Annotated in this window: 18 protein-coding genes; 10 read left to right on the top strand and 8 right to left on the bottom strand. The window is 71.9% G+C overall.

All coding sequences use genetic code 11. The annotated features are described in order from the left end of the window. Positions 1–13: 13 nt before the first annotated feature. The 5 genes from ABTX60_RS13315 to ABTX60_RS13295 form a co-directional block, all read right to left on the bottom strand. On the bottom strand, positions 14–460 hold the full coding sequence (locus tag ABTX60_RS13315; RefSeq protein ID WP_352097180.1) for an organic hydroperoxide resistance protein: 447 nt from the start codon (positions 458–460) through the stop codon (positions 14–16). 102 nt (positions 461–562) lie between these two features. After that, positions 563–1,024 (bottom strand): MarR family winged helix-turn-helix transcriptional regulator, encoded by a 462-nt coding sequence (locus ABTX60_RS13310; protein WP_352097179.1) that lies wholly within the window; start codon positions 1,022–1,024, stop codon positions 563–565. 10 nt (positions 1,025–1,034) lie between these two features. Then, a complete protein-coding gene (locus tag ABTX60_RS13305) occupies positions 1,035–1,802 on the bottom strand; it encodes an energy-coupling factor ABC transporter ATP-binding protein (protein ID WP_352097178.1) in 768 nt (255 codons plus the stop codon). Then, positions 1,790–2,551, bottom strand: coding sequence for a cobalt ECF transporter T component CbiQ (cbiQ, locus tag ABTX60_RS13300; RefSeq protein WP_352097177.1), 762 nt, complete (start codon positions 2,549–2,551; stop codon positions 1,790–1,792). Before cbiQ ends, ABTX60_RS13305 begins: the two co-directional genes overlap by 13 nt. Position 2,552: 1 nt before the next feature. Beyond that, positions 2,553–3,611: an energy-coupling factor ABC transporter permease gene (locus tag ABTX60_RS13295; RefSeq protein WP_352097176.1), complete on the bottom strand. Its 1,059-nt coding sequence runs from the start codon at positions 3,609–3,611 to the stop codon at positions 2,553–2,555. A 168-nt stretch (positions 3,612–3,779) separates the two neighbouring features. Between ABTX60_RS13295 and ABTX60_RS13290 the strand changes: the two genes are divergently transcribed. Continuing rightward, positions 3,780–4,145 (top strand): SsgA family sporulation/cell division regulator, encoded by a 366-nt coding sequence (locus ABTX60_RS13290; protein ID WP_352097175.1) that lies wholly within the window; start codon positions 3,780–3,782, stop codon positions 4,143–4,145. A gap of 9 nt (positions 4,146–4,154) precedes the next feature. Here ABTX60_RS13290 and ABTX60_RS13285 read toward each other — a convergent pair whose 3' ends face one another. The 3 genes from ABTX60_RS13285 to ABTX60_RS13275 form a co-directional block, all read right to left on the bottom strand. Then, positions 4,155–5,822 carry a penicillin-binding transpeptidase domain-containing protein gene (locus tag ABTX60_RS13285; RefSeq protein ID WP_352097174.1) on the bottom strand — a complete coding sequence of 556 codons (1,668 nt, stop codon included), beginning with the start codon at positions 5,820–5,822 and terminating at the stop codon, positions 4,155–4,157. Between the two features lie 103 nt (positions 5,823–5,925). Beyond that, a complete protein-coding gene (locus ABTX60_RS13280) occupies positions 5,926–7,560 on the bottom strand; it encodes a penicillin-binding transpeptidase domain-containing protein (RefSeq protein WP_352097173.1) in 1,635 nt (544 codons plus the stop codon). Positions 7,561–7,689: 129 nt separating this feature from the next. Further along, positions 7,690–9,438, bottom strand: a complete 1,749-nt coding sequence (locus ABTX60_RS13275; protein WP_352097172.1) for a dolichyl-phosphate-mannose--protein mannosyltransferase — start codon at positions 9,436–9,438, stop codon at positions 7,690–7,692. A gap of 110 nt (positions 9,439–9,548) precedes the next feature. Here ABTX60_RS13275 and rsmI point away from each other — a divergent pair, with 110 nt between their 5' ends. The 9 genes from rsmI (at position 9,549) to ABTX60_RS13230 (ending at position 20,689) form a co-directional block, all read left to right on the top strand. After that, complete coding sequence (rsmI, locus tag ABTX60_RS13270) at positions 9,549–10,397, top strand: 16S rRNA (cytidine(1402)-2'-O)-methyltransferase (RefSeq protein WP_352097171.1); 849 nt, start codon at positions 9,549–9,551, stop codon at positions 10,395–10,397. Positions 10,398–10,683: 286 nt separating this feature from the next. Continuing rightward, positions 10,684–11,112: a hypothetical protein gene (locus ABTX60_RS13265; RefSeq protein ID WP_352097170.1), complete on the top strand. Its 429-nt coding sequence runs from the start codon at positions 10,684–10,686 to the stop codon at positions 11,110–11,112. Positions 11,113–11,191: 79 nt separating this feature from the next. After that, complete coding sequence (locus tag ABTX60_RS13260; RefSeq protein ID WP_352097169.1) at positions 11,192–12,112, top strand: TatD family hydrolase; 921 nt, start codon at positions 11,192–11,194, stop codon at positions 12,110–12,112. A gap of 130 nt (positions 12,113–12,242) precedes the next feature. Further along, positions 12,243–13,691, top strand: coding sequence for a resuscitation-promoting factor (locus tag ABTX60_RS13255; protein WP_352097168.1), 1,449 nt, complete (start codon positions 12,243–12,245; stop codon positions 13,689–13,691). Positions 13,692–13,722: 31 nt separating this feature from the next. After that, a complete protein-coding gene (rsmA, locus tag ABTX60_RS13250; protein ID WP_352097167.1) occupies positions 13,723–14,613 on the top strand; it encodes a 16S rRNA (adenine(1518)-N(6)/adenine(1519)-N(6))-dimethyltransferase RsmA in 891 nt (296 codons plus the stop codon). Beyond that, on the top strand, positions 14,610–15,512 hold the full coding sequence (locus ABTX60_RS13245) for a 4-(cytidine 5'-diphospho)-2-C-methyl-D-erythritol kinase (RefSeq protein ID WP_352097166.1): 903 nt from the start codon (positions 14,610–14,612) through the stop codon (positions 15,510–15,512). The genes rsmA and ABTX60_RS13245 overlap by 4 nt, the downstream gene beginning before the upstream one ends. 68 nt (positions 15,513–15,580) lie before the next feature. Further along, positions 15,581–16,822, top strand: coding sequence for an ankyrin and HEAT repeat domain-containing protein (locus tag ABTX60_RS13240; RefSeq protein ID WP_352097165.1), 1,242 nt, complete (start codon positions 15,581–15,583; stop codon positions 16,820–16,822). Positions 16,823–16,892: 70 nt separating this feature from the next. After that, complete coding sequence (locus ABTX60_RS13235) at positions 16,893–18,701, top strand: ABC-F family ATP-binding cassette domain-containing protein (RefSeq protein WP_352097164.1); 1,809 nt, start codon at positions 16,893–16,895, stop codon at positions 18,699–18,701. Positions 18,702–18,892: 191 nt separating this feature from the next. Then, a complete protein-coding gene (locus ABTX60_RS13230) occupies positions 18,893–20,689 on the top strand; it encodes an outer membrane protein assembly factor BamB family protein (RefSeq protein WP_352097163.1) in 1,797 nt (598 codons plus the stop codon).

The raw sequence follows: 20,689 nt of genomic DNA, 5'->3' as shown, positions 1-20,689 counted from the left end.
CGTGGTGCTCCCCCTAGCCAAGCAGGATGGTCACATCGATGTTCCCGCGGGTCGCGTTCGAGTACGGGCAGATCTCGTGGGCCGCGTCCACCAGCCGGGTCGCGAGGTCCGCGTCGACGACCGGCAGCGAGACGCTGAGGGCGACCGCGAGGCCGTAGCCGCGTTGCTGGTTGGGGCCGATGCCGACCTTCGCGGCGACCGTGGAGCCGGCCAGGTCGTAGCCCTCGCGGTTGCCGACGAGGATCAGGGCGTTGTGGAAGCAGGCGCTGTAACCGGCCGCGAAGAGCTGTTCCGGGTTGGTGCCATTGCCGTCGCCGCCGAGCTGCGGGGGCATCGCGACCCTGAGGTCGAGCTGACCGTCCTGGCTGGTCACGTAGCCCTCGCGGCCGCCGTGGGCGGTGGCCTCCGCCACGTACATGATCTTCGTCGGGCGGGTGTCGACGGCGGGGCCGTCAGTCATGCTGTCCTCCCCCGGAACCAAGTGTGCACAAATACATCGTGCACAAGGTACTGGCCGGTAACACGGGGTTGGTGATCAGGGGTGGGAAACTCGCGGTAACCCTCAGCGGGCCCGGTCCGCCGCCGTCTCCGCACGCTCGGCCAGCCGCCACAGTTCCGCGCGCAGCCGCCCGGCCTCCGCCGCGTCCAGCCCGGTCGCCGTGAGCAGCGCACCGGGCACCCGGCCCGCCCGATCCCGGAGTTCCTCCCCGTGCCCCGTCACGGCCACCAGCACCGACCGCTCGTCCCGCGCCGACCGCTCACGCCGTACCAGGCCGGCCGCCTCCAGCCGCTTCAGCAGCGGCGAGACCGTGCCGTAGTCCAGGCGCAGAGCCGAGGCCAGGTCCTTGACGGTGGTCTCGCCGCGCTCCCAGAGGACCAGCAGCACCAGGTACTGGGGATAGGTGAGACCCAGCTCGTCGAGGAGCGGCCGGTACGCCGCCGTCACCGCGCGCTGCGCGGCGTACAGCGCGAAGCACAGCTGCTCGTCCAGCAGCAGCGATCCGTCGCTCTCCTCGTTCGTCACGCGCCCATTGTCACGGACGGGCCGGCGCCACCGGGACGGCACGCGGGTCGAAGCCGAACGGCAGCTCCAGGCGATGGGCCCGCATCAGCTCCTCGTCCGAGAGCAGCTCGCCGGTCGGCCCGTCGGCCGCGATCACCCCGTCGCTGAGCACCAGGGAGCGCGGGCACAGCTCCAGCGCGTAGGGCAGGTCGTGCGTGACCATCAGCACGGTCACGTCCAGGGAGCGCAGGATGTCCGCCAGTTCGCGGCGGGAGGCGGGGTCGAGGTTGGAGGAGGGCTCGTCCAGGACGAGGATCTCCGGCTCCATCGCCAGCACGGTCGCGACGGCCACCCGGCGGCGCTGCCCGAAGGACAGGTGGTGCGGTGGGCGGTCCTTGAACTCCGCCATGCCGACCCGCTCCAGCGCCCGGTCCACGCGCTCCTCCAGCCCGGGGCCCTTCAGCCCGGCCGCCGCCGGCCCGAACGCCACGTCCTCCCGGACCGTCGGCATGAACAGCTGGTCGTCCGGGTCCTGGAAGACGATGCCGACCCGGCGCCGGACCTCGGCCATGTTCCGCTTGTCCACGGGCAGCCCGGCGACCGTCACCGTGCCGGCGCCGCCGCTCAGGATGCCGTTGAGGTGCAGGACGAGGGTCGTCTTGCCGGCGCCGTTCGGACCGAGCAGCGCGACCCGCTCACCGCGCGCGACCGAGAAGTCGACGCCGAAGAGGGCCTGGTGTCCGTCGGGGTAGGCGAAGGCGAGGCCCGAGACCTCGAGAGAAGCAGTCACAGGGACCATCCCAGCAGACAGACGAGCAGAGCGGCGCAGGGGAGGGTGAGGGCGTACGACCACTGCGCCCGGGACGCGGTCACCTCGTCGATGACGGGCATGGAGCCGGCGTACCCGCGGCTGACCATGGCCAGGTGCACGCGCTCACCGCGCTCGTAGGAACGGATGAACAGCGCGCCCGCCGACTTGGCGAGCACGCCCCAGTGCTTCACGCCGCTCGCCTCGAAGCCGCGTGACTCCCGGGCGATCCGCATGCGCCGCATCTCGTCGGTGATGACGTCGCCGTAGCGGATCATGAAGGACGCGATCTGCACGAGCAGCGGCGGGAGCTTGAGGCGCTGCAGGCCCAGCAGCAGTTCGCGCAGCTCGGTCGTGGCGGCCAGCAGCACCGAGGCCGCGACGCCGAGCGTGCCCTTGGCCAGCACGTTCCAGGCGCCCCACAGGCCGTTCACGCTCAGGGACACACCGAGGACGTCGACCCGCTCGCCCTCCGCCACGAACGGCATGAGCACCGCGAACGCGACGAACGGCACCTCGATCAGCAGCCGCCTGAGCAGGAAGCCGGGGGGCACGCGCGCGACGTATGCGACGGCCCCGAGCAGCACGGCGTACAGCCCGAACGCCCACATCGCCTCGCGCGGCGTCGACACCACGACCACCACGAAGGCGAACACGGCCGCGAGCTTGGTGTGCGGCGGCAGGCCGTGCACGGGCGAGTGCCCGTGCCGGTACAGCTTGTGCGCGTGACCCGCTCCCATGTCAGGCGCTCGTCAGGCTCGACGTGTCCGACGGGGACGTGCCGGCCGTGCGGCGACGGCGCACGGCCCAGAACACCCCGGTGCCCGCGACCACCGTCACGCCCACGCCGATGACCCCCGCCAGCCCCCCGGACAGACGGGCGTCGTCGACGTCCTTGACGCCGTAGTCGGCGAGCGGGGAGTCGGCGGCGGAGTGCTCCTCGGCCTTCTTGTCGATGCCGTGATCGGTTGCGACCTTCTCCAGGCCGTCGGGGTTCGCCGAGGCGTAGAAGCTGACGAAGCCGGCCAGCACGAGGGAGGTGACCAGGCCCGCCGCCCACACCTTGCGGTGCGAGGTCCGGGCGGCCACGGGGGCGGGCTCGGCCTCGGGCGCGTCGACCAGTTCGCCGTTCACCCGCAGCTTGAGTTTCTGCGTCAGCCCGCGTGCCCCGTACACCAGGTCGGGGCGTACCGCGATGACCGCGCCGACGGTCAGTGCGGTGATCACGGCCTCGCCGATGCCGATCAGGACGTGCACGCCGACCATGGCGGTGGCGACCTTGCCGATCGAGACGTCGGTGGTGCCGCCGATCGCGTACATCAGCGTGAAGGCCAGCGCGGCGGCCGGGACGGATACCAGGGCGGCGACGAAGGAGGCCGCGGTGACCGACCTGCGGGTGCGGGGCAGCACCTTCACCAGGCCGCGGAAGAGGGCGTACGCGACGACCGTCGTGACGATCGCCATGTTGGTGATGTTCACGCCGAGCGCGGTCAGACCCCCGTCCGCGAAGAGGATGCCCTGCATCAGCAGGACGACGGAGACGCACAGAACACCGGTGTAGGGGCCGACGAGTATCGCCGCCAGCGCACCGCCCAGCAGGTGGCCGCTGGTGCCCGCCGCGACGGGGAAGTTCAGCATCTGTACGGCGAAGATGAACGCCGCGACGAGTCCGGCCAGCGGCGCCGTGCGCTCGTCGAGTTCGCGGCGCGCGCCGCGCAGGCTTACGGCTACGGCGCCCGCGGCGATCACACCGGTGGCGGCGGAGGTGGGCGCGTTGATGAATCCGTCAGGTACATGCACCGTCCGATGATGTGGCTTGATGCGAACGATTTGCAAGAGCGTGAAGCTCGTTTTATCTCACTCGTGAGATATCCGCCCCCGCGGGCGCAATCCGGAAAATATGCGACATTGGAGAAGGAGTGGACGCACGGTTTCCACTCGGATTGCGCACGGTGAAGGGGCTGTCCGATGTCCGTAGTCGAGCAGTACGCGCGAGCCCACATCGTCTCGGACGCGGCCGTCCCGCTCGTCGACGAGCTGGAGGCGGTACCGGTCAGGCTGCGCTACGACCCCGACCACGACCCCCGCAAGGTGCGCATGGCGCTGCCCGGGACCGGGGGAGGCGAATGGACCTTCGCCCGCGAGCTGCTGGAGGAGGGGCTGCGGGCCCCCGCCGGGAGCGGCGAGGTAAGGGTGTGGCCCTGCGGCCGGGTGCAGGTCGTCGTGGAGTTCCACACCGCGCAGGGCGTGTCGGTGGTGCAGTTCGAGCGGCAGGCGCTGCTGCGGTTCCTGCGGCGGACGTACATGGCCGCCGCGGAACCCGTCACCCATTGAGCCCCGCGTTCAGCCGCCCATCTTCAGCAGCGCCGCCACGATCGGACCCGCCGTCGAGCCGCCGTGCCCGCCCTGCTGGACCACGCCCGCGGCGGCCAGGTCGCCCCGGTAGGCCGTGAACCAGCCGTTCGGCTTCTTCTGCCCGTCGACCTCGGCGGACCCGGTCTTCGCGCCGACGTCACCGCCGACTCCGGCCATCGCCTCCGCTGCCGTGCCGTAGGCGGCCGTGTACGACATCAGCTCCCGCAGCTGGGACAGGGTGCTCGCCGGCAGGGTGCGGGAGGCCTTCGCCAGCTTGCGTCCGTCCACGTCCGGGGAGACCAGGTAGGGCTGGTGGAAGGTGCCGGCCTTGACCGTCGCCGAGACCGACGCCATGTTCAGCGGGTTCATGCGGACCCCGCCCTGCCCGATCAGCGAGGCTCCCATCTGGGCCGCCGACTGCACCGGCACCGCGCCGTCGAAGGACGGCACGCCGATCGCCCAGTTGTTCAGCCCCAGGCCGAAGACCTGCTGGGCCTCCTTGGTCAGGTCGTCGTCCTTCAGCTTCGGGGCCTGGCTGATGAAGGCCGTGTTGCAGGACCGGGCGAAGCTCGCCTTGAAGGTGCCGTTCTTGATCTCGAACTTGTCGTCGTTCTGGAACTTCCAGTGGCCGTACGTGAAGTACTTCGGGCACGGGTGCTTCTTGTCCGCCGAGGCCAGGCCCTTCTCCAGCAGCAGCGACGAAGTGATGACCTTCATCGTGGAGCCGGGGGCCAGGGAGCCCTGGAAGGCGGTGTTGAAGCCGGGGGAGGCATTGGCCGCGGCGAGGATCTCGCCGGTCGAGACCCGCAGCAGGACCACCGACGACCTGGCCTTCTTCGCGACCTTCTGTTCCGCCGCCGCCTGCAGGGCGGGGTCCAGCGTGGTCTTCACCGTGCCCGGCGTGCCCTCGCTCAGCTCCAGCAGGGTCTTGTCGGAGAGGTCCTTGGCCTTGGCGGCCTTGCCGCGCACGACCCGCAGCTCGATACCGGCCTTGCCGCCGGCCTCCTTGCCGTACTTCTCACGCAGTCCGTCCAGGACCGGGCCGAGGGAGGCGTACTTCTTCGTGGTCAGCTCCCCGCCGTCCCGGTCGAGGGCCTTGACCGGCGGTGTGCCGGCCTCACCCGTCACCAGCGTGTCGCCGTCCCTCAGGTCCGGGTGGACGACCGCGGAGTGCCAGTCGACCAGGGGCTTCCCGTCGGCGGCGCGGCGCGTCACGGTCAGGGCGCTGTCGTACGTCAGTGGCTTGGCGGTGCCCTTGTACAACACGGTGCCCTTGACGGAGAACGACACCTTGTCGCCGGTGGGCTTGCCCGGGGTGAGGGTGACGTCCTTGACGTGGGCGTCCTTGGCGTAGCCGGTGAGCAGCGGCCGGGCCGCGGAGGGGTCGTCGGTGGCGGTGGCGGCCTGCGTGATCTTTCCGGACTGCCAGGCGGTGAGGAAGGCGGTGGCGGTGGAGGTGACCTCGGCCGGCGACAGCGGGCCGGTCTTCACCTTGGCCTTCTGGTCCGCCGCCCGCGACCCGTCGTCGGCGGCGGCACCACCGCCGAACAGCGCGTAGGCACCGGCTCCGCCACCCGCGACGACCACGGCGATCATTCCGCCGATCACGGCGGGTCTCGTCTTCCGTCGCTCGGCGACGCGCCTTCTGTTGCCCACTGCTGTTCGTTCCTCCGCGAATCCCCAGGGTCCCCGTCGCCCTCAGCTGTCCCAACTCTCAACGACGGCCACCACCCTAGAGTCCCGTTCCTCGAAGGTGAGATCAGCCACCTGTTCGTAGCACGGCTGCGACAATCGGCCCGGCCGCGTCGCCGCCGTGGCCGCCCTCCTCGGTCATGGCCGCCGCCGCGATGTCGTCCCGGAATCCGGTGAACCAGCTGTTGGACTTGGCGTTGCCGTCGACCTCGGCGGAACCGGTCTTGGCGCCGATGTCACCGCCGAGCCCGGACATGGCCTGGGCCGCGGTGCCCTGCGTGGCGGTGAGGCGCATCATCTGCTTGAGCTGGCTCGCGGTGCTCGACCGCAGGCCCTCGGCCCGTGCCAGTTCCCGGCCGTCCAGCTTCGGCGAGACCAGGTACGGCTGGCGGAAGGCCCCGGTGATGGCGGTCGCGGTGACCGAGGCCATGTTCAGGGGGCTCATCTGAACCTGCCCCTGCCCGATGGCGCCCGCCGCCCGGTCGGGCCCGTCGACCGCGGGCACGTTGCCGTCGAAGGAGACGATGCCGGTCTTCCAGTTGTCCTGCCCCAGCCCGAAGCGGTCCTCGGCCTCCCGGGTCAGCGAGGCGTCCGTGAGCGGCTTCTCGTCGATGAGCTTGATGAAGGCGGTGTTGCAGGACCGCATGAAGCTGTTGGCCAGCGTGGCGTTCTCGTTGGGCTTCATACCGGTCAGGTTCTTGAACGTCTGGCTCTGCCACACGGCGGTGTCGGGGCAGGGCGCCGGGCCGTTCATCGAGGTCACGCCGTTGTCGATGAGCATCGCGGCGGTGATGATCTTCATGGTGGAGCCGGGTGCCGACTGGCCCTCGAAGGCCGCGTTGAAGCCGTCCGTGCGGTTGTTGGCCACGGCCAGCACCTCGCCGGTGCTGGGCTTGACGGCGACCACCGACGACTGGGCGAACCGCTTGACCGCCTTCTCGGCGGCCGCCTGCGCGCTCGGGCTGATCGTGGTGGTGAGCTTGCCCGGCTTGCCCTTGGCGAGGGTGAGCAGCGGGGTGTCGGGAGCGCCGTCCCCGTTGTGCCGGACGACCAGCTCGATGCCGGGGGTGCCGCCGGCCTGCTCGCCGTACTTCTCGCGCAGGGCGTCCAGGATCGGGCCGAGGGAGGGGTACTTCTCCTTGGTCAGCTCCGAGCCGTCGCGGCCGACGGCCTCGATGGGCGGGGTGGCCGACTTCTCGGTGACGAGGGTGTCGTCCTTCTTCAGCTCGGGGTGCACGACGGACGGCTGCCAGTCGACGAGCGCCCGCCCGGTGGTGAGCCCGCGCACGACCTTGAGCTCGCTCCGGTAGCTCAGCGGCTCGGACTTCCCGTCGTAGGCCACCTTCGCCTTCACCGTGTACGGCACGGTGGTGCCCCGGGCCGCGCCCGGCGTGATCTTCACGTCGGTGATGTGGGCGTCTTCGGCGAAGGCGCTGAGCAGCTGCTCGGCGGCCGCGTCGTTGTTCGTGTACGACGCCGCCTTCGCGGACGCTCCCGACTGCCAGGCCTTGAAGAACGCCGCGGTGGTCTCCTTGACCGCGTCCTTGCCGGGCGGCCCCGTCCGCTTCTCCGCGGCGACCCCGCCCGCGCCGCCCCCGTCACCGCTCAGCGCGCTCACGATGTTGTAGGCGCCGTACCCGGCCCCACCCACCATCACCGCGAACACCCCGCCTATGACGGCGGCTTTGACCCCCTTGCTCATAGGGCGGCCCCTCCCCGTTGAGCCCTCCGCGCCCCCTTGAACGCGTTCAGAAAGCTCGAATCCCGGGAGCACCCTATGCGTAAGCGGTTACTAACGGGACAGGTGTTTCGATTTTTGACCGAACACAGATCAAACCCATGTATCCAGCCACATCCGCGACCGCCAGTCGTCGATCGGGATGGCCTGGCCGGTGTACAGCGGCCAGAAGTAGATGAAGTTCCAGGTGATCAGGAGGACCAGGACGCCCGCTGCCGTGGCGCCTGCCACGCGGCGGGTGTCGGAGGAGCGGGGTGGGCCGATGATCGCGCCGAGCAGCATCGCCACCGCCAGGCACAGGAACGGCAGGAAGACGACGGCGTAGAAGAAGAAGATCGTGCGCTCCTGGTACATGAACCAGGGCAGGTAGCCGGCCGCGATGCCGCAGGCGATGGCGCCCGCGCGCCAGTCGCGGCGGAAGAGCCAGCGCCACAGGACGTACAGGACGGCGAAGCAGGCGACCCACCACAGCAGCGGCGTGCCCAGCGCGAGCACCTCACGGGCGCACTTCTCGCCCGCGTCGGCCGGGCAGCCGTCCTTGCCGGGGGCCGGGGACTCGTAGAAGTACGACACCGGTCGGCCGAGGACGAGCCAGCTCCACGGGTTGGACTGGTACGTGTGCGGCGACGACAGGCCGACGTGGAACTCGTAGACCTGGTGCTCGTAGTGCCACAGGCTGCGCAGCCAGTCGGGCAGGAACGTCCAGCTGCCGCCCTTGCCGCTGGTCGCGGCCCAGTTGCGGAAGTAGCCGCCGGAGCCGTTCGTGGCGGAGAGGATCCAGCCCGTCCAGGACAGCAGGTAGGTGACCAGGGCGACCGGGACCGTGGCGAGGAACGCGAGGCCCGTGTCGCGCTTGAGGACCGCCGAGTACGGGTGGCGGGCACCGGCGACCCGTCGCGAGCCGACGTCCCACAACACCGCCATCAGGCAGAACGCGGCCAGGATGTACAGGCCGTTCCACTTCGTGCCGATGGCCAGACCCAGCATCAGGCCCGCGCCCCAGCGCCAGGGGCGCCATCCCAGGCGGGCCGTCTCGGCCGTGTGCCGGTCGGGCCGCGCCCGGCCGTCCTCGTCCAGCGGCAGCGCGGCGGCGAGCCTTGCACGGGCCTTGTCCCGGTCGACGAGCAGACAGCCGAACGCCGCCAGCACGAAGAACATCAGCACGCCGTCGAGCAGTGCCGTGCGGCTCATCACGAAGTGCAGGCCGTCCACCGCCATCAGCGCGCCCGCGAGACACCCCAGGAAGGTGGAGCGGAACAGGCGGCGGCCGATCCGGCACAGCAGCAGCACGGACAGCGTGCCGAGCAGCGCGGTCATGAACCGCCAGCCGAAGGGGTCGAAGCCGAACATCAGCTCGCCGAGGCCGATGACGTACTTGCCGACCGGCGGGTGCACGACGTACGCCGCGTCCGCCGGGAGCGTGACGTGGCCGCCCGACGACAGGACCAGGTCGTTGGCGTTCTTGTCCCAGTTGAGCTCGAACCCGCGGTGGACCAGCGCCCACGCGTCCTTGGCGTAGTACGTCTCGTCGAATATCACCGCCCGCGGGCTGCCCAGGTTCCAGAACCGCAGCACCCCCGCCAGCAGCGTGACGAGCAGCGGGCCGATCCAGCCCGACCAGCGCACCAGCCCTTCGGCGAGCGTGTGCCGGATGCCGAGCGCCGCCCACAGCCGCGGAGAGGGCTCGGCGTACGGCGGCACCAGGCGGTCACGGACGTCGCGGGCGTCGCTTCCGGGCTGCCCCTGGTAGCCGAAGCGGCGCAGCCGCTGCTGCCAGGACGGCCGCTGGTCGAGCGGCGCCTGGCCCTGACGGGTGTCCGTGGAGGACGCGGTACTGGTCACCGCGCCATCGTAGGGAACCGTTCTGTGTGAGTCCCGTGCATGGCCGCATGCGTCCGCATCGTCCGCCCCTGGGAGGAGTCCCCGGTCGCCGCCCCTGGGAGGATGGGGGCGTGATCGGAACCCTCGTACTCGCAGGCACCCCCATCGGCGACATCGCGGACGCCCCGCCCCGGCTCGCCGAGGAACTGGCCGGAGCCGACGTCGTCGCCGCCGAGGACACGCGGCGGCTGCGCCGGCTGACCCAGGCGCTCGGCGTCACGCCCAAGGGCCGGGTGGTGTCGTACTTCGAGGGCAACGAGTCCGCCCGGACGCCGGAACTGGTCGAGGAGCTGGTGGGCGGGGCGCGGGTGCTGCTCGTCACGGACGCGGGGATGCCGTCGGTCTCCGACCCGGGGTACCGGCTGGTGGCCGCCGCGGTCGAGAGGGACGTGCGGGTCACCGCCGTGCCCGGGCCGTCCGCGGTGCTCACCGCGCTCGCGCTGTCCGGGCTGCCCGTGGACCGGTTCTGCTTCGAGGGGTTCCTGCCGCGCAAGGCGGGGGAGCGGCTGGGGCGGCTGCGGGAGGTCGCCGGGGAGCGGCGGACGCTCGTCTACTTCGAGGCCCCCCACCGGCTCGACGACACGCTGTCGGCCATGGCCGAGGTGTTCGGGGCCGAGCGACGGGCGGCGGTGTGCCGGGAGCTGACCAAGACGTACGAGGAAATCCGGCGCGGCGGGCTGGGGGAGCTGGCCGCGTGGGCCGCGGAGGGCGTGCGCGGGGAGATCACCGTCGTCGTGGAGGGCGCGCCGGAGAAGGGGCCCGAAGAGGTCGGGCCCGAGGAGCTGGTGCGGCGGGTCCGGGTGCGGGAGGAAGCGGGGGAGCGGCGCAAGGAGGCGATCGCCGCGGTGGCGGTGGAGGCCGGGGTGCCGAAGAGGGTTGTGTTCGATGCGGTGGTCGCCGCGAAGAACGCGGCGGGGTGACCGGGTTCGGGGTGGGGCTCCGGGTGGTTTGCGGGGCGCGGGTTGTGTGGGGTTGATCGCGCAGTTCCTCGCGCCCCTCAGGGTGCGCTGAACACCCTCTGAGCAGGGCGCATGTCGTTTGAGCGTGCGCCCCATGCCTGAGCAAAGGAGAAGGGGCGCAGGGGCAAGGGACGCCCAAATCGGGGCCAACAGTCGACAGGTCTGCTGCCATCGGTCCGGCCGAGGAGTCCACTGGGTCGCGGGGACGGAATCGTCCTCACGCCACAGCGGACCAACAGGAGCTGGCATGAGTGAGATCGCAGGGCAGACCGGGCTCCGCGCCGGTGCGACCGCAGTCGTCAACGAGTCCTACTCCTTCGCCTGCATGCGGTGCGGGCACGGCTGGGAGCAGTCGTACGAGATAGAGCACCACACGGACGCCGCGGGTCACGAGTTCGTCCTCTACGTGGCCGACGGCAAGGTGGTGCCCTCCCCGTTGAGCAAGCCCGAGTGCCACAACTGCGACAGCCACGTCGTGCGGATCATGCGGCCCGGGCGGGTCGCGTCGGCACGTGACGCGGCTCACCGTCCCCACCGCGTGCCGCCCCCCGCCGGGCCCGTGGAGGGGCCCACCGCGGACGCCGAGGCCGGGGCGACGGCCGGCCAGGAACAGCGCGAGCACCACCACTGGCACCTGTCCGACCTGCTGCATCCCTTCCAGCGCAAGGCGAGCTGACCCGTCCGGCTGCCTTGTCCGACGCCCTCCCCGGTCCTCCCCCACCGGGGAGGGCGTACCCCTTTCGTAGGATCGGGGCATGCCTTCGAACGATGCCGGCCGCCCGGACAAGAACGCGGCCCCGCCCCTCCCGGAGCCCCTGCGGGTGCCGGTCGCCGACTCACACACCCACCTGGACATGCAGTCCGGCACGGTCGAGGAGGCGCTGGCGAAGGCGGCGTCGGTCGGAGTCACGACGGTCGTGCAGGTCGGCTGCGACCTCAAGGGCTCCCGCTGGGCGGCCGAGACGGCGGCGGCCCACGACGCCGTCCACGCGACGGTCGCCCTGCACCCGAACGAGGCGCCCCGCATCGTGCACGGCGACCCTGGGGGCACCTCCCAGCCCCCTGGGGCTGGGGGAGGGTGGTCGCGGCAGGGCGCCCGCGAACCCGGCGGTCAGGCCGCCCTGGACGACGCCCTCGCCGAGATCGACCGGCTGGCCGCGCTGGAGCAGGTCAAGGGCGTCGGCGAGACCGGCCTCGACTACTTCCGCACCGGGCCCGAGGGCAAGGAGGCGCAGGAGCGTTCCTTCCGCGCACACATCGAGATCGCCAAACGGCACGGCAAGGCCCTGGTCATCCACGACCGCGAGGCCCACGCCGACGTCCTGCGGGTGCTGAAGGAGGAGGGCGCTCCCGAGCGGACCGTCTTCCACTGCTACTCCGGCGACGCCGACATGGCCGGGATCTGCGCGAGCGCGGGCTACTACATGTCGTTCGCCGGCAACGTCACCTTCAAGAACGCCCAGAACCTGCGGGACGCGGTGGCGGTGGCCCCGCTGGAGCTCCTCCTCGTGGAGACCGACGCGCCCTTCCTCACCCCCGCCCCCTACCGCGGACGGCCCAACGCCCCCTACCTCGTGCCGATCACCGTGCGGGCCATGGCGGAGGTGCGCGGCATCGACGAGGACGCGCTGGCCACGGCCCTCGGCGCGAACACGGCACGCGCGTTCGGCTACTGACCTCGCCGTCCACCTCACCGCACGACTGTGCGTAGTCGCGTCGCTTTGGAGAGTGACGATCGCTCCGCTAGGTTCTGGGGGCCCTATCCGGACCCCTCTGGACCCCCTCCGGCCCCTGGAGCGTGTCGGCGTGAGCAACGCGCGGTACGAGACGTACAAGGCGTACGAGACGTATGGCCCCGCCTACGCCGATCCGGTGTACGGCGGGTTCGACGTGTCGCCGGCCGACCTGCACGGCGCCGAGACCCTGGTCCACGGGACGCCGGCGCCACCCGGCGCGTACGCGGACACCTATCGGCCCGCCTACGAGGCGCCGACCCTGCCCGCGCTGCCCCGGCAGGGCGCTCCGGACGACGAACCCGCGCCCGGGACCGTCGGGCGCCCCGAGCCGGGCCTGGGCGCGCACGCCGGTTCGCGCGCCCCGGCGCGCACCGGATCGCACCGAAGGGCCGCGCGCCGGCGCAGGACGCGCTACACCCAGCGCCCGGACAGCCCCATGCGACGGCTGCTCCCGCAGGCCCTCGTCGTCGCCTTCCTGGCGGGCGGCACCACGGCGTTCGTCGCCAAGGACAAGGCGATCGAGCTGAACGTCGACGGCAAGGCCCGCACGCTGCACACCTTCGCCGACGACGTCACCGAGCTGCTGGCGGAGGAAGGGGTCGAGGTCGGTGCCCACGACCTGGTGGCGCCCGGGCCCGGCGCCCGGATCAGCAGCGGCGACGAGGTCGCCGTGCACTACGCCCGTCCCGTACGGCTCACCCTCGACGGGCACCGGCGTGAGGTGTGGACGACCGCCCACACGGTGGAGGGGGCGCTGCGGCAGCTCGGTGTGCGGCACGAGGGCGCGTACGTGTCCACGTCGCTCTCCCGGCGCATCGGACGCGGGGGACTCGCCCTGGACGTGCGGACCGAGCGGACGGTCACGATCATGGCGGACGGCCGCGCCCGCACGGTGCGCACCAACGCGGCGACCGTCCGGGAGGTCGTCGAGGAGGCCGGGATCACCCTGCACGGCCAGGACGCCACCTCGGTCCCGCAGGGCGCCTTCCCGCGGGACGGGCAGACCGTGACGGTGCTGCGGATCACCGGCGGCCGGGAGGTCCGCGAAGAGCCGATCCCCTTCCAGGTGCGGCGGGCGGAGGACCCGGCACTGTTCCGGGGCACGGAGGTCGTGGAGCGGGCGGGCGAGCCGGGACTGCGCCGGGTCACCTTCGCCCTGCGCACGGTCAACGGAGTCCCGCAGAAGCCGCGCCGGATCGGATCCGAGGTGGTGCGCGAGCCGCGCCCGCAGCTGGTCAAGGTCGGCACCATGCGGCGCCCGGCGTCCGTGCGGGGCGCCGACCACCTCGACTGGCAGGGCCTCGCGGCCTGTGAGTCCGGCGGCCGGCCCGACGCGGTCGACTCCTCGGGCACGTACGGCGGCCTCTACCAGTTCGACACCCGGACCTGGCAGGCCCTCGGCGGCCAGGGCCGTCCCCAGGACGCCCCGGCCGCGGAACAGACGTACCGGGCGAAGAAGCTCTACGTGCGGCGGGGGGCCAGCCCCTGGCCGCACTGCGGGGCACGGCTGGGCGGGTAATGGGGGAACCGAACCCCCGTACCCTTGTCCCGTGACCAGCAGCCCCACCCCCGACGCCCTCCTGGGCCCCGCCGACATCCGCGAGCTCGCGGCCGCCCTCGGCGTACGCCCGACCAAGCAACGCGGACAGAACTTCGTGATCGACGCGAACACCGTCCGCCGGATCGTCCGCACCGCACAGGTCCGCCCCGACGACGTGGTCGTCGAGGTCGGCCCGGGGCTCGGGTCGCTCACCCTCGCGCTGCTGGAGGTCGCCGACCGGGTCACCGCCGTGGAGATCGACGACGTGCTCGCCGGGGCGCTGCCCGCGACCATCACGGCCCGCATGCCCGAGCGCGCCGACCGGTTCGCGCTGGTCCACTCGGACGCCATGCACGTCACCGAGCTGCCCGGGCCCGCCCCGACCGCGCTGGTGGCCAACCTCCCCTACAACGTGGCCGTCCCGGTCCTGCTGCACATGCTCGACACCTTCCCGACCATCGAACGCACCCTCGTCATGGTCCAGGCGGAGGTCGCCGACCGGCTCGCCGCCCCGCCCGGCTCGAAGGTGTACGGCGTCCCCTCGGTCAAGGCCAACTGGTACGCCGAGGTCAAGCGCGCCGGTGCCATCGGGCGGAACGTGTTCTGGCCCGCGCCCAACGTCGACAGCGGCCTGGTCTCCCTGGTCCGCCGGGCCGAGCCGCTGAAGACGACGGCCGCCAAGCGCGAGGTGTTCGCCGTCGTCGACGCGGCGTTCGCGCAGCGCCGCAAGACGCTGCGGGCGGCGCTCTCCGGCTGGGCCGGATCGGCCGCCGCCGCCGAGGAGGCGCTGGTCGCCGCAGGGGTCTCGCCGCAGGCCCGGGGCGAGTCGCTGACCGTGGAAGAGTTCGCGCGTATCGCCGAGCACAAGGCGAACCAGCACCAGGACAAGGAGCCCGCGTGAGCGTCACGGTCCGCGTCCCGGCCAAGGTCAACGTCCAGCTGGCGGTCGGCGCCGCCCGCCCCGACGGCTTCCACGACCTCGCCAACGTCTTCCTCGCGGTCGGCCTCTACGACGAGATCACCGTCACCCCGGCCGACGAACTCCGCGTCACCTGCGACGGCCCGGACGCCGACCAGGTCCCCCTGGACCGCACGAACCTGGCGGCGCGGGCCGCCGAGGCGCTCGCCGGGCGGTACGGCCGCAGCCCCGGCGTCCACATCCACATCGCCAAGGACATCCCCGTCGCCGGCGGTATGGCGGGCGGCAGCGCGGACGGCGCCGGCGCCCTCGTGGCCTGCGACGCGCTGTGGCAGACCGGCGCCTCCCGGGGCGAACTCCTGGAGATCTGCGCCGAGCTGGGCAGCGACGTGCCGTTCAGCCTGGTCGGCGGGGCGGCCCTGGGTATCGGGCGGGGCGAGCGGCTGACGCCCCTGGAGACCGGCGGCACCTTCCACTGGGTGTTCGCGATGGCCGGGCGGGGCCTGTCCACCCCGGCGGTGTTCCGCGAGTTCGACCGGCTCGGCGAGGGCACGGACATCCCCGAGCCCATCGCCTCCGCCGAACTCCTCGCCGCCCTCGCCAAGGGCGACCCGGACGCGCTCGCCGCCGCCGTCTCCAACGACCTCCAGCCCGCGGCCCTCTCCCTCTTCCCGGAACTCGCCGGCACCCTGGCCGCGGGCCGGGCGGCGGGTGCCCTCACCGCCCTCGTCTCGGGCTCCGGACCGACCACCGCGTTCCTGGTCCGCGACCCGGAGTCGGCCGCCGCGGTGGCGCAGGCCCTGCTGGCGTCCGGGACGTGCCGGACGGTGCGTACGGCGTCGGGCCCGGTGCCCGGGGCGACGGTGGCGGCCGCCGGTTAAATCACGTGCCCGGCCGCTGCCGGGCGCCTAGGCTCCCCCAGTTGCTTCGACAGGGGGGAGACACGAGGGTGCGAGAACTGGTCGCGGCCGTACGGCGCGGGGACGCGGACGAGGTCACGGCACTGCTGGAGTCCGGGGCCGACCCCGACGCCCTGGCCGAAGGCCTGCCGGTCCTCTGCCTGGCCGTGGCGGCGTACGACCGGCCCGTCGCCGAGGCGCTGCTGCAAGCCGGTGCCGACCCCATGCGCCCGCTTCCCGACGGGAGCACCCCGCTGACGCGGGCGGTGGACGGCGGGTCCCACCTGCTGACGCATGCGCTCGCCACCAGCCGGATCCCGCTCTCGGCAGCGGCGCGTGCGGACGTGCCGGCCCGGGCCCGGCGGTGGGCCGAGGCGGGCGCCGAGGCCGAGCTGCGCCGCGTCACCGGCCTCGCCGGGCCCATCGAGCGGGTCCGGGTCGAGGACGACGAGGTCGGCTGGTGGAGCGAGCAGCTCACGCTCGGCTCCGTGACCGTGCGCGACGAGCACCTGGCCATCCTCACGTCCATGGAGGCCCGCTACGGCATCCGCACCCCCTTCGGCGAACTGGTCGCCCGTGCCCTCGCCCACCCCGACCGGAACCACGTCGTGTGGTGCGACGTGGTGGACACGCTCGGCCGGCGGATCGACGAGGAGACCTGGCAGTGGAGCCGGGACCTGCTCGACCACCCCGACCGGACGCACCGCCTGCTCGCCGCCGACCTCCTGCTGTCCCTGATCCTCGGAGACGTCGTCAAGGGCCCCCAGCCGTTCTGGGACCGGGGGAGGGAACTCGTGCCCCGGGTGGAGCAGGAGGAGGACCCGCAGGTGCTGGCGGTGCTCCTGCACGCGATGATCCATGACAGCGCCCCCGAGATCGAGGCCGTGGGGCTGTCGTACCTCGCCCACCCGGACCCGGAGGTGCGCGCCCTGGTGCCGGAGGCCCTGGAGCGCTCCGGGGACGGCCGCTCCCAGGTCCGCCCCGAGAGCCTCACCACCGTGCTCACCCTGGTCCACGACGAGGACCCCGGCGTACGCGAAGCGCTGTGCCACTGGCTCGCCCACTACCGGGGGAGCGAGCCCGAGGTGGGGGACGCGCTGGTCGCACTCACCCACGACGAGCGGCAGCCGATCCGCCTCTGGGCCGTGTCCGGCCTGGCCGTGCGCGACGATCCGCGCTGTGTGGAGGCCGAGCACCGGATCGGCCCCGTCGACCCGGAGCAGCCGTTCGACGAGCGGCTGATGGACGTGTGGCGCTACCAGCGCCGCCGGGAGGCCGCGGACGGCGGCTGACCGCCCGGCCGGCTTACCCCCGGGCGCGACTACCCTGGAGGGTCGATCCATCCCCCTTGGCAGGAGAGTAATGGCCGTCAATCTGGTCAATGTCGAGAACGTCAGCAAGGTGTACGGCACCCGTGCCCTGCTCGACGGCGTTTCCCTCGGCGTCTCCGAAGGGGACCGCGTCGGTGTCGTGGGCCGCAACGGCGACGGCAAGACCACGCTCATCCGCATGCTCGCCAAGCAGGAGGACGCCGACACCGGGCGGGTCACCCACTCCGGCGGGCTGCGCCTCGGCGTGCTCACCCAGCACGACTCCCTCGACCCCGAGGCCACCGTCCGCCACGAGGTCATCGGCGACATGGCCGACCACGAGTGGGCGGGCGACGCCAAGGTCAGGGACGTGCTCACCGGCCTGTTCGGCGGGCTCGACCTGCCCGGCTTCCCCAAGGGCCTGGACACCGTCATCGGCCCGCTCTCCGGCGGTGAGCGGCGCCGGATCGCGCTGGCCAAGCTGCTCATCGAGGAGCAGGACCTGCTCGTCCTGGACGAGCCCACCAACCACCTCGACGTCGAGGGCATCGCCTGGCTGGCCCGCCATCTGCAGAAGCGCCGGTCGGCCCTCGTCTGCGTCACCCACGACCGGTGGTTCCTCGACCAGGTGTGCACCCGCATGTGGGACGTCCAGCGCGGCGTGGTCCACGAGTACGAGGGCGGCTACTCCGACTACGTCTTCGCCCGGGCCGAGCGCGAGCGCATCGCCGCCACCGAGGAGGCCAAGCGGCAGAACCTCGTCCGCAAGGAGCTGGCCTGGCTGCGCCGCGGGGCGCCCGCCCGTACGTCCAAGCCGCGCTTCCGCGTCGAGGCCGCCAACGAGCTCATCGCGGACGTACCGCCGCCCCGGGACAGCAGCGAGCTGATGAAGTTCGCGTCGACCCGGCTGGGCAAGACGGTGTTCGACCTGGAGGACATCACCGTCCAGGCCGGCCCCAAGGTCCTCCTCAAGCACGTCACCTGGCAGCTCGGCCCCGGCGACCGCATCGGCCTCGTCGGCGTCAACGGCGCCGGCAAGACGTCCCTGCTGCGCGCCATGGCCGAGGCGGCCCGGAGCGACGGCGAGACCCAGCCCGTGGGCGGGCGCGTCCGCGTCGGCAAGACCGTCAAGCTCGCCTACCTCTCCCAGGAGGTCGCCGAACTCGACCCCGCCACCCGCGTACTGGAGGCCGTGCAGCAGGTGCGCGAGCGCGTCGACCTCGGCAAGGGACGCGAGATGACCGCCGGGCAGCTGTGCGAGACGTTCGGCTTCACCAAGGAGAAGCAGTGGACGCCCGTCGGTGACCTGTCCGGTGGTGAGCGCCGCCGGCTCCAGCTGCTGCGCCTGCTCATGGACGAGCCCAACGTCCTCTTCCTCGACGAGCCCACCAACGACCTCGACATCGAGACGCTGACGCAGCTGGAGGACGTCCTCGACGGCTGGCCCGGTTCGATGATCGTCATCTCCCACGACCGGTTCTTCATCGAGCGCACGACCGACCGCGTCTTCGCGCTGCTCGGCGACGGCGCCCTGCGCATGCTGCCGCGCGGCATCGACGAGTACCTGGAGCGACGGCAGCGCATGGAGGAGGCCGCGGCGGCCTCGGCCCCCGCCGTGCAGCAGCAGTCCGCCGCCCCGGAGAAGAGCGCCGCCGACCAGCGCGCCGCCAAGAAGGAACTCCAGAAGATCGAGCGGCAGCTCGACAAGGTCTCCGAGAAGGAGACCAAGCTCCACGCCCAGATCGCCGAAAACGCCACGGACTTCGCCAAGGTGGCCGAACTGGACGCGGAGCTGCGGGAGTTGGCCGGTCAGCGCGAGGAGCTGGAGATGCGCTGGCTGGAACTCGCCGAGGACGCGTGAAGGGTGCGTGAAGACGCATAACGGCGGCATCACGGGCCGGTCCTCCCTTGGGAACAGGGGGTGATCGGCCCGGTGTGCTGTCGGAACCTGGTGATAGAAAGAGGCGTCTTAGAACTTTATGAAGCGACTCTGAGCCCATCGTGTACCTCAGGGCGTGGCTAAAAATCAGTGATCGAACGGGGGAGCCGCTGATGACTCAGCCGCCCAGTCAGCCACCGCACGGTGGCTTCGGAGCACCGCAGAACCAGCCGCCGCAGGGCGGTGGTTACGGGGCACCGCAGACCCCGCCACCGCCCCAGGGCCCGCCCCAGACGCCGCCGCCCCCGCAGGGCCCGCCGCAGCCCGGGTACGGCTACCCGCAGCAGCCGCCGCAGCCCGGTCCGTACGGGCAGCCGGGACAGCCGGGCCCGTACAACCCCGGCCCCTACGGCCAGCCGCAGCAGCCGGGCCCGTACGGGCAGCCGCAGCAGCCCGGCCCGTACGGCCAGCCCGGCTACGGCTACCCGCAGCAGCCGCAGTACCCCGGCGCGCCCGGCACCCCGCCCGGGGGCGGCTCGAACAACCCCTTCAAGGGCAAGCCCGCCCTGATCATCGGAGCCGCCGTCGCCGCGCTGCTCGTGGTCGGCGGAACCGTGTGGGCCGTCACCGGCGACGACGACGGCAAGGGCAAGAAGAAGCCCGTCGCCCAGAAGACCGACGACGCCAAGCCCGGCTCCTCCGCCCCGGTCAACCCCGGTGACGGCAGCGGCGACGGCGGCGAGGACCCCGAGGACCTCAACGCGGGCCGCCAGGCCGGCGAGGCCAAGGTCCTCTGGTACAAGGAGGCACCCGACGCCCCCGGTTCCGGCGCCGACGCCGACGGCATGTGGATCACCGGCAAGACCGCGGTGAAGGCCGCCTACAAGCAGCTCTCCGCCTACAACGTCGGTGACGGCAAACCGTCCTGGGACGCCATCACCTTCCCGCAGAAGATCTGCGCGACGACCCCGCAGAAGACGTCCGACAACAAGATCGTCGTCGCGTACATGAGCGGCGCGAGCGACCGCGCCAAGTGCAACCAGCTGCAGGAGATCGACCTGGTCACCGGCGAGAAGGGCTGGAAGGAACAGGTCGCCGACGGCGCCCTGTTCGACTCCACCCTCTCCGTCGAACTGTCCATCACCGGCAAGACGCTGATGGTGGGCCGCTCCCAGTCCGGCACGGCCTACGACGTCACCAACGGCGACAAGCTCTACGACAAGAAGAAGTACGGCAACGCCTGCTTCCCGGCCGCGTTCGCCGGCGGCGAGAAACTGATCGCCGTCTCCTCCTGCGGTGCCGGCACCGGCAAGGAGCACGACGAGGTCCAGGAGCTCGACCCGACGACCGGCAAGGCCAAGTGGACCCAGCCGTTCGACAAGGGCTGGCGGGTCGCGCGCACCTACTCGGTCAGCCCGCTGGTCGTCTACAGCACCAACGAGGACAAGAAGGCCTGGAACATCTCCACCTTCACCTCCGGCGGCAAGTTCCGCTCCCAGGTCGGCTTCGACGAGGACTTCGCCCCCGAGTGCGGCTGGGCGATCCTCGAGCGCGACCTCACGGGCTGCCAGGGCGTGGCCGCCGACGACAACACGCTGTACCTGCCGACGAAGGCCACCACCGGCGCCAACGAGATCGTCGCGGTCAACCTCGCCGACGGCAAGGAGAAGTGGCGCGTGAAGTCACCCGCCGACGAATCGATGCTGCCGGTGAAGACCGAGGGCGGCAAGCTCATCGCCTATGTGGAGCCGTCGTACGACGCGGGCGGGCAGATCGTGTCCATCCCGACCGGCGGCAGTAGCCACAAGCCGTCCAAGCTGCTGCAGAACCCCGAGGGTGCCGCGGACATCGAGAACAGCTTCTTCTCCAAGGAGATCGACTGGGTCGACGGGCGCTTCTACATCTCGACGACCCGGCTGAGCGGAAACGACGACACGAAGGAGAAGTTGATGCTCGCCTACGGCAAGTGA

Origin of the sequence: Streptomyces sp. NPDC126510 (genome assembly GCF_040302345.1) — a bacterium.
Lineage (GTDB): Bacteria > Actinomycetota > Actinomycetes > Streptomycetales > Streptomycetaceae > Streptomyces.
This window is presented reverse-complemented; position numbering and strand designations above follow the sequence as displayed.

Coding starts and splice junctions, on each gene's coding strand:
- cbiQ (WP_352097177.1), bottom strand. CDS start 2,551: ATGGGAGCGGGTCACGCGCACAAGCTGTACCGGCACGGGCACTCGCCC.
- ABTX60_RS13230 (WP_352097163.1), top strand. CDS start 18,893: ATGACTCAGCCGCCCAGTCAGCCACCGCACGGTGGCTTCGGAGCACCG.
- ABTX60_RS13280 (WP_352097173.1), bottom strand. CDS start 7,560: ATGAGCAAGGGGGTCAAAGCCGCCGTCATAGGCGGGGTGTTCGCGGTG.
- ABTX60_RS13260 (WP_352097169.1), top strand. CDS start 11,192: ATGCCTTCGAACGATGCCGGCCGCCCGGACAAGAACGCGGCCCCGCCC.
- ABTX60_RS13315 (WP_352097180.1), bottom strand. CDS start 460: ATGACTGACGGCCCCGCCGTCGACACCCGCCCGACGAAGATCATGTAC.
- ABTX60_RS13290 (WP_352097175.1), top strand. CDS start 3,780: ATGTCCGTAGTCGAGCAGTACGCGCGAGCCCACATCGTCTCGGACGCG.
- ABTX60_RS13305 (WP_352097178.1), bottom strand. CDS start 1,802: ATGGTCCCTGTGACTGCTTCTCTCGAGGTCTCGGGCCTCGCCTTCGCC.
- ABTX60_RS13265 (WP_352097170.1), top strand. CDS start 10,684: ATGAGTGAGATCGCAGGGCAGACCGGGCTCCGCGCCGGTGCGACCGCA.
- ABTX60_RS13235 (WP_352097164.1), top strand. CDS start 16,893: ATGGCCGTCAATCTGGTCAATGTCGAGAACGTCAGCAAGGTGTACGGC.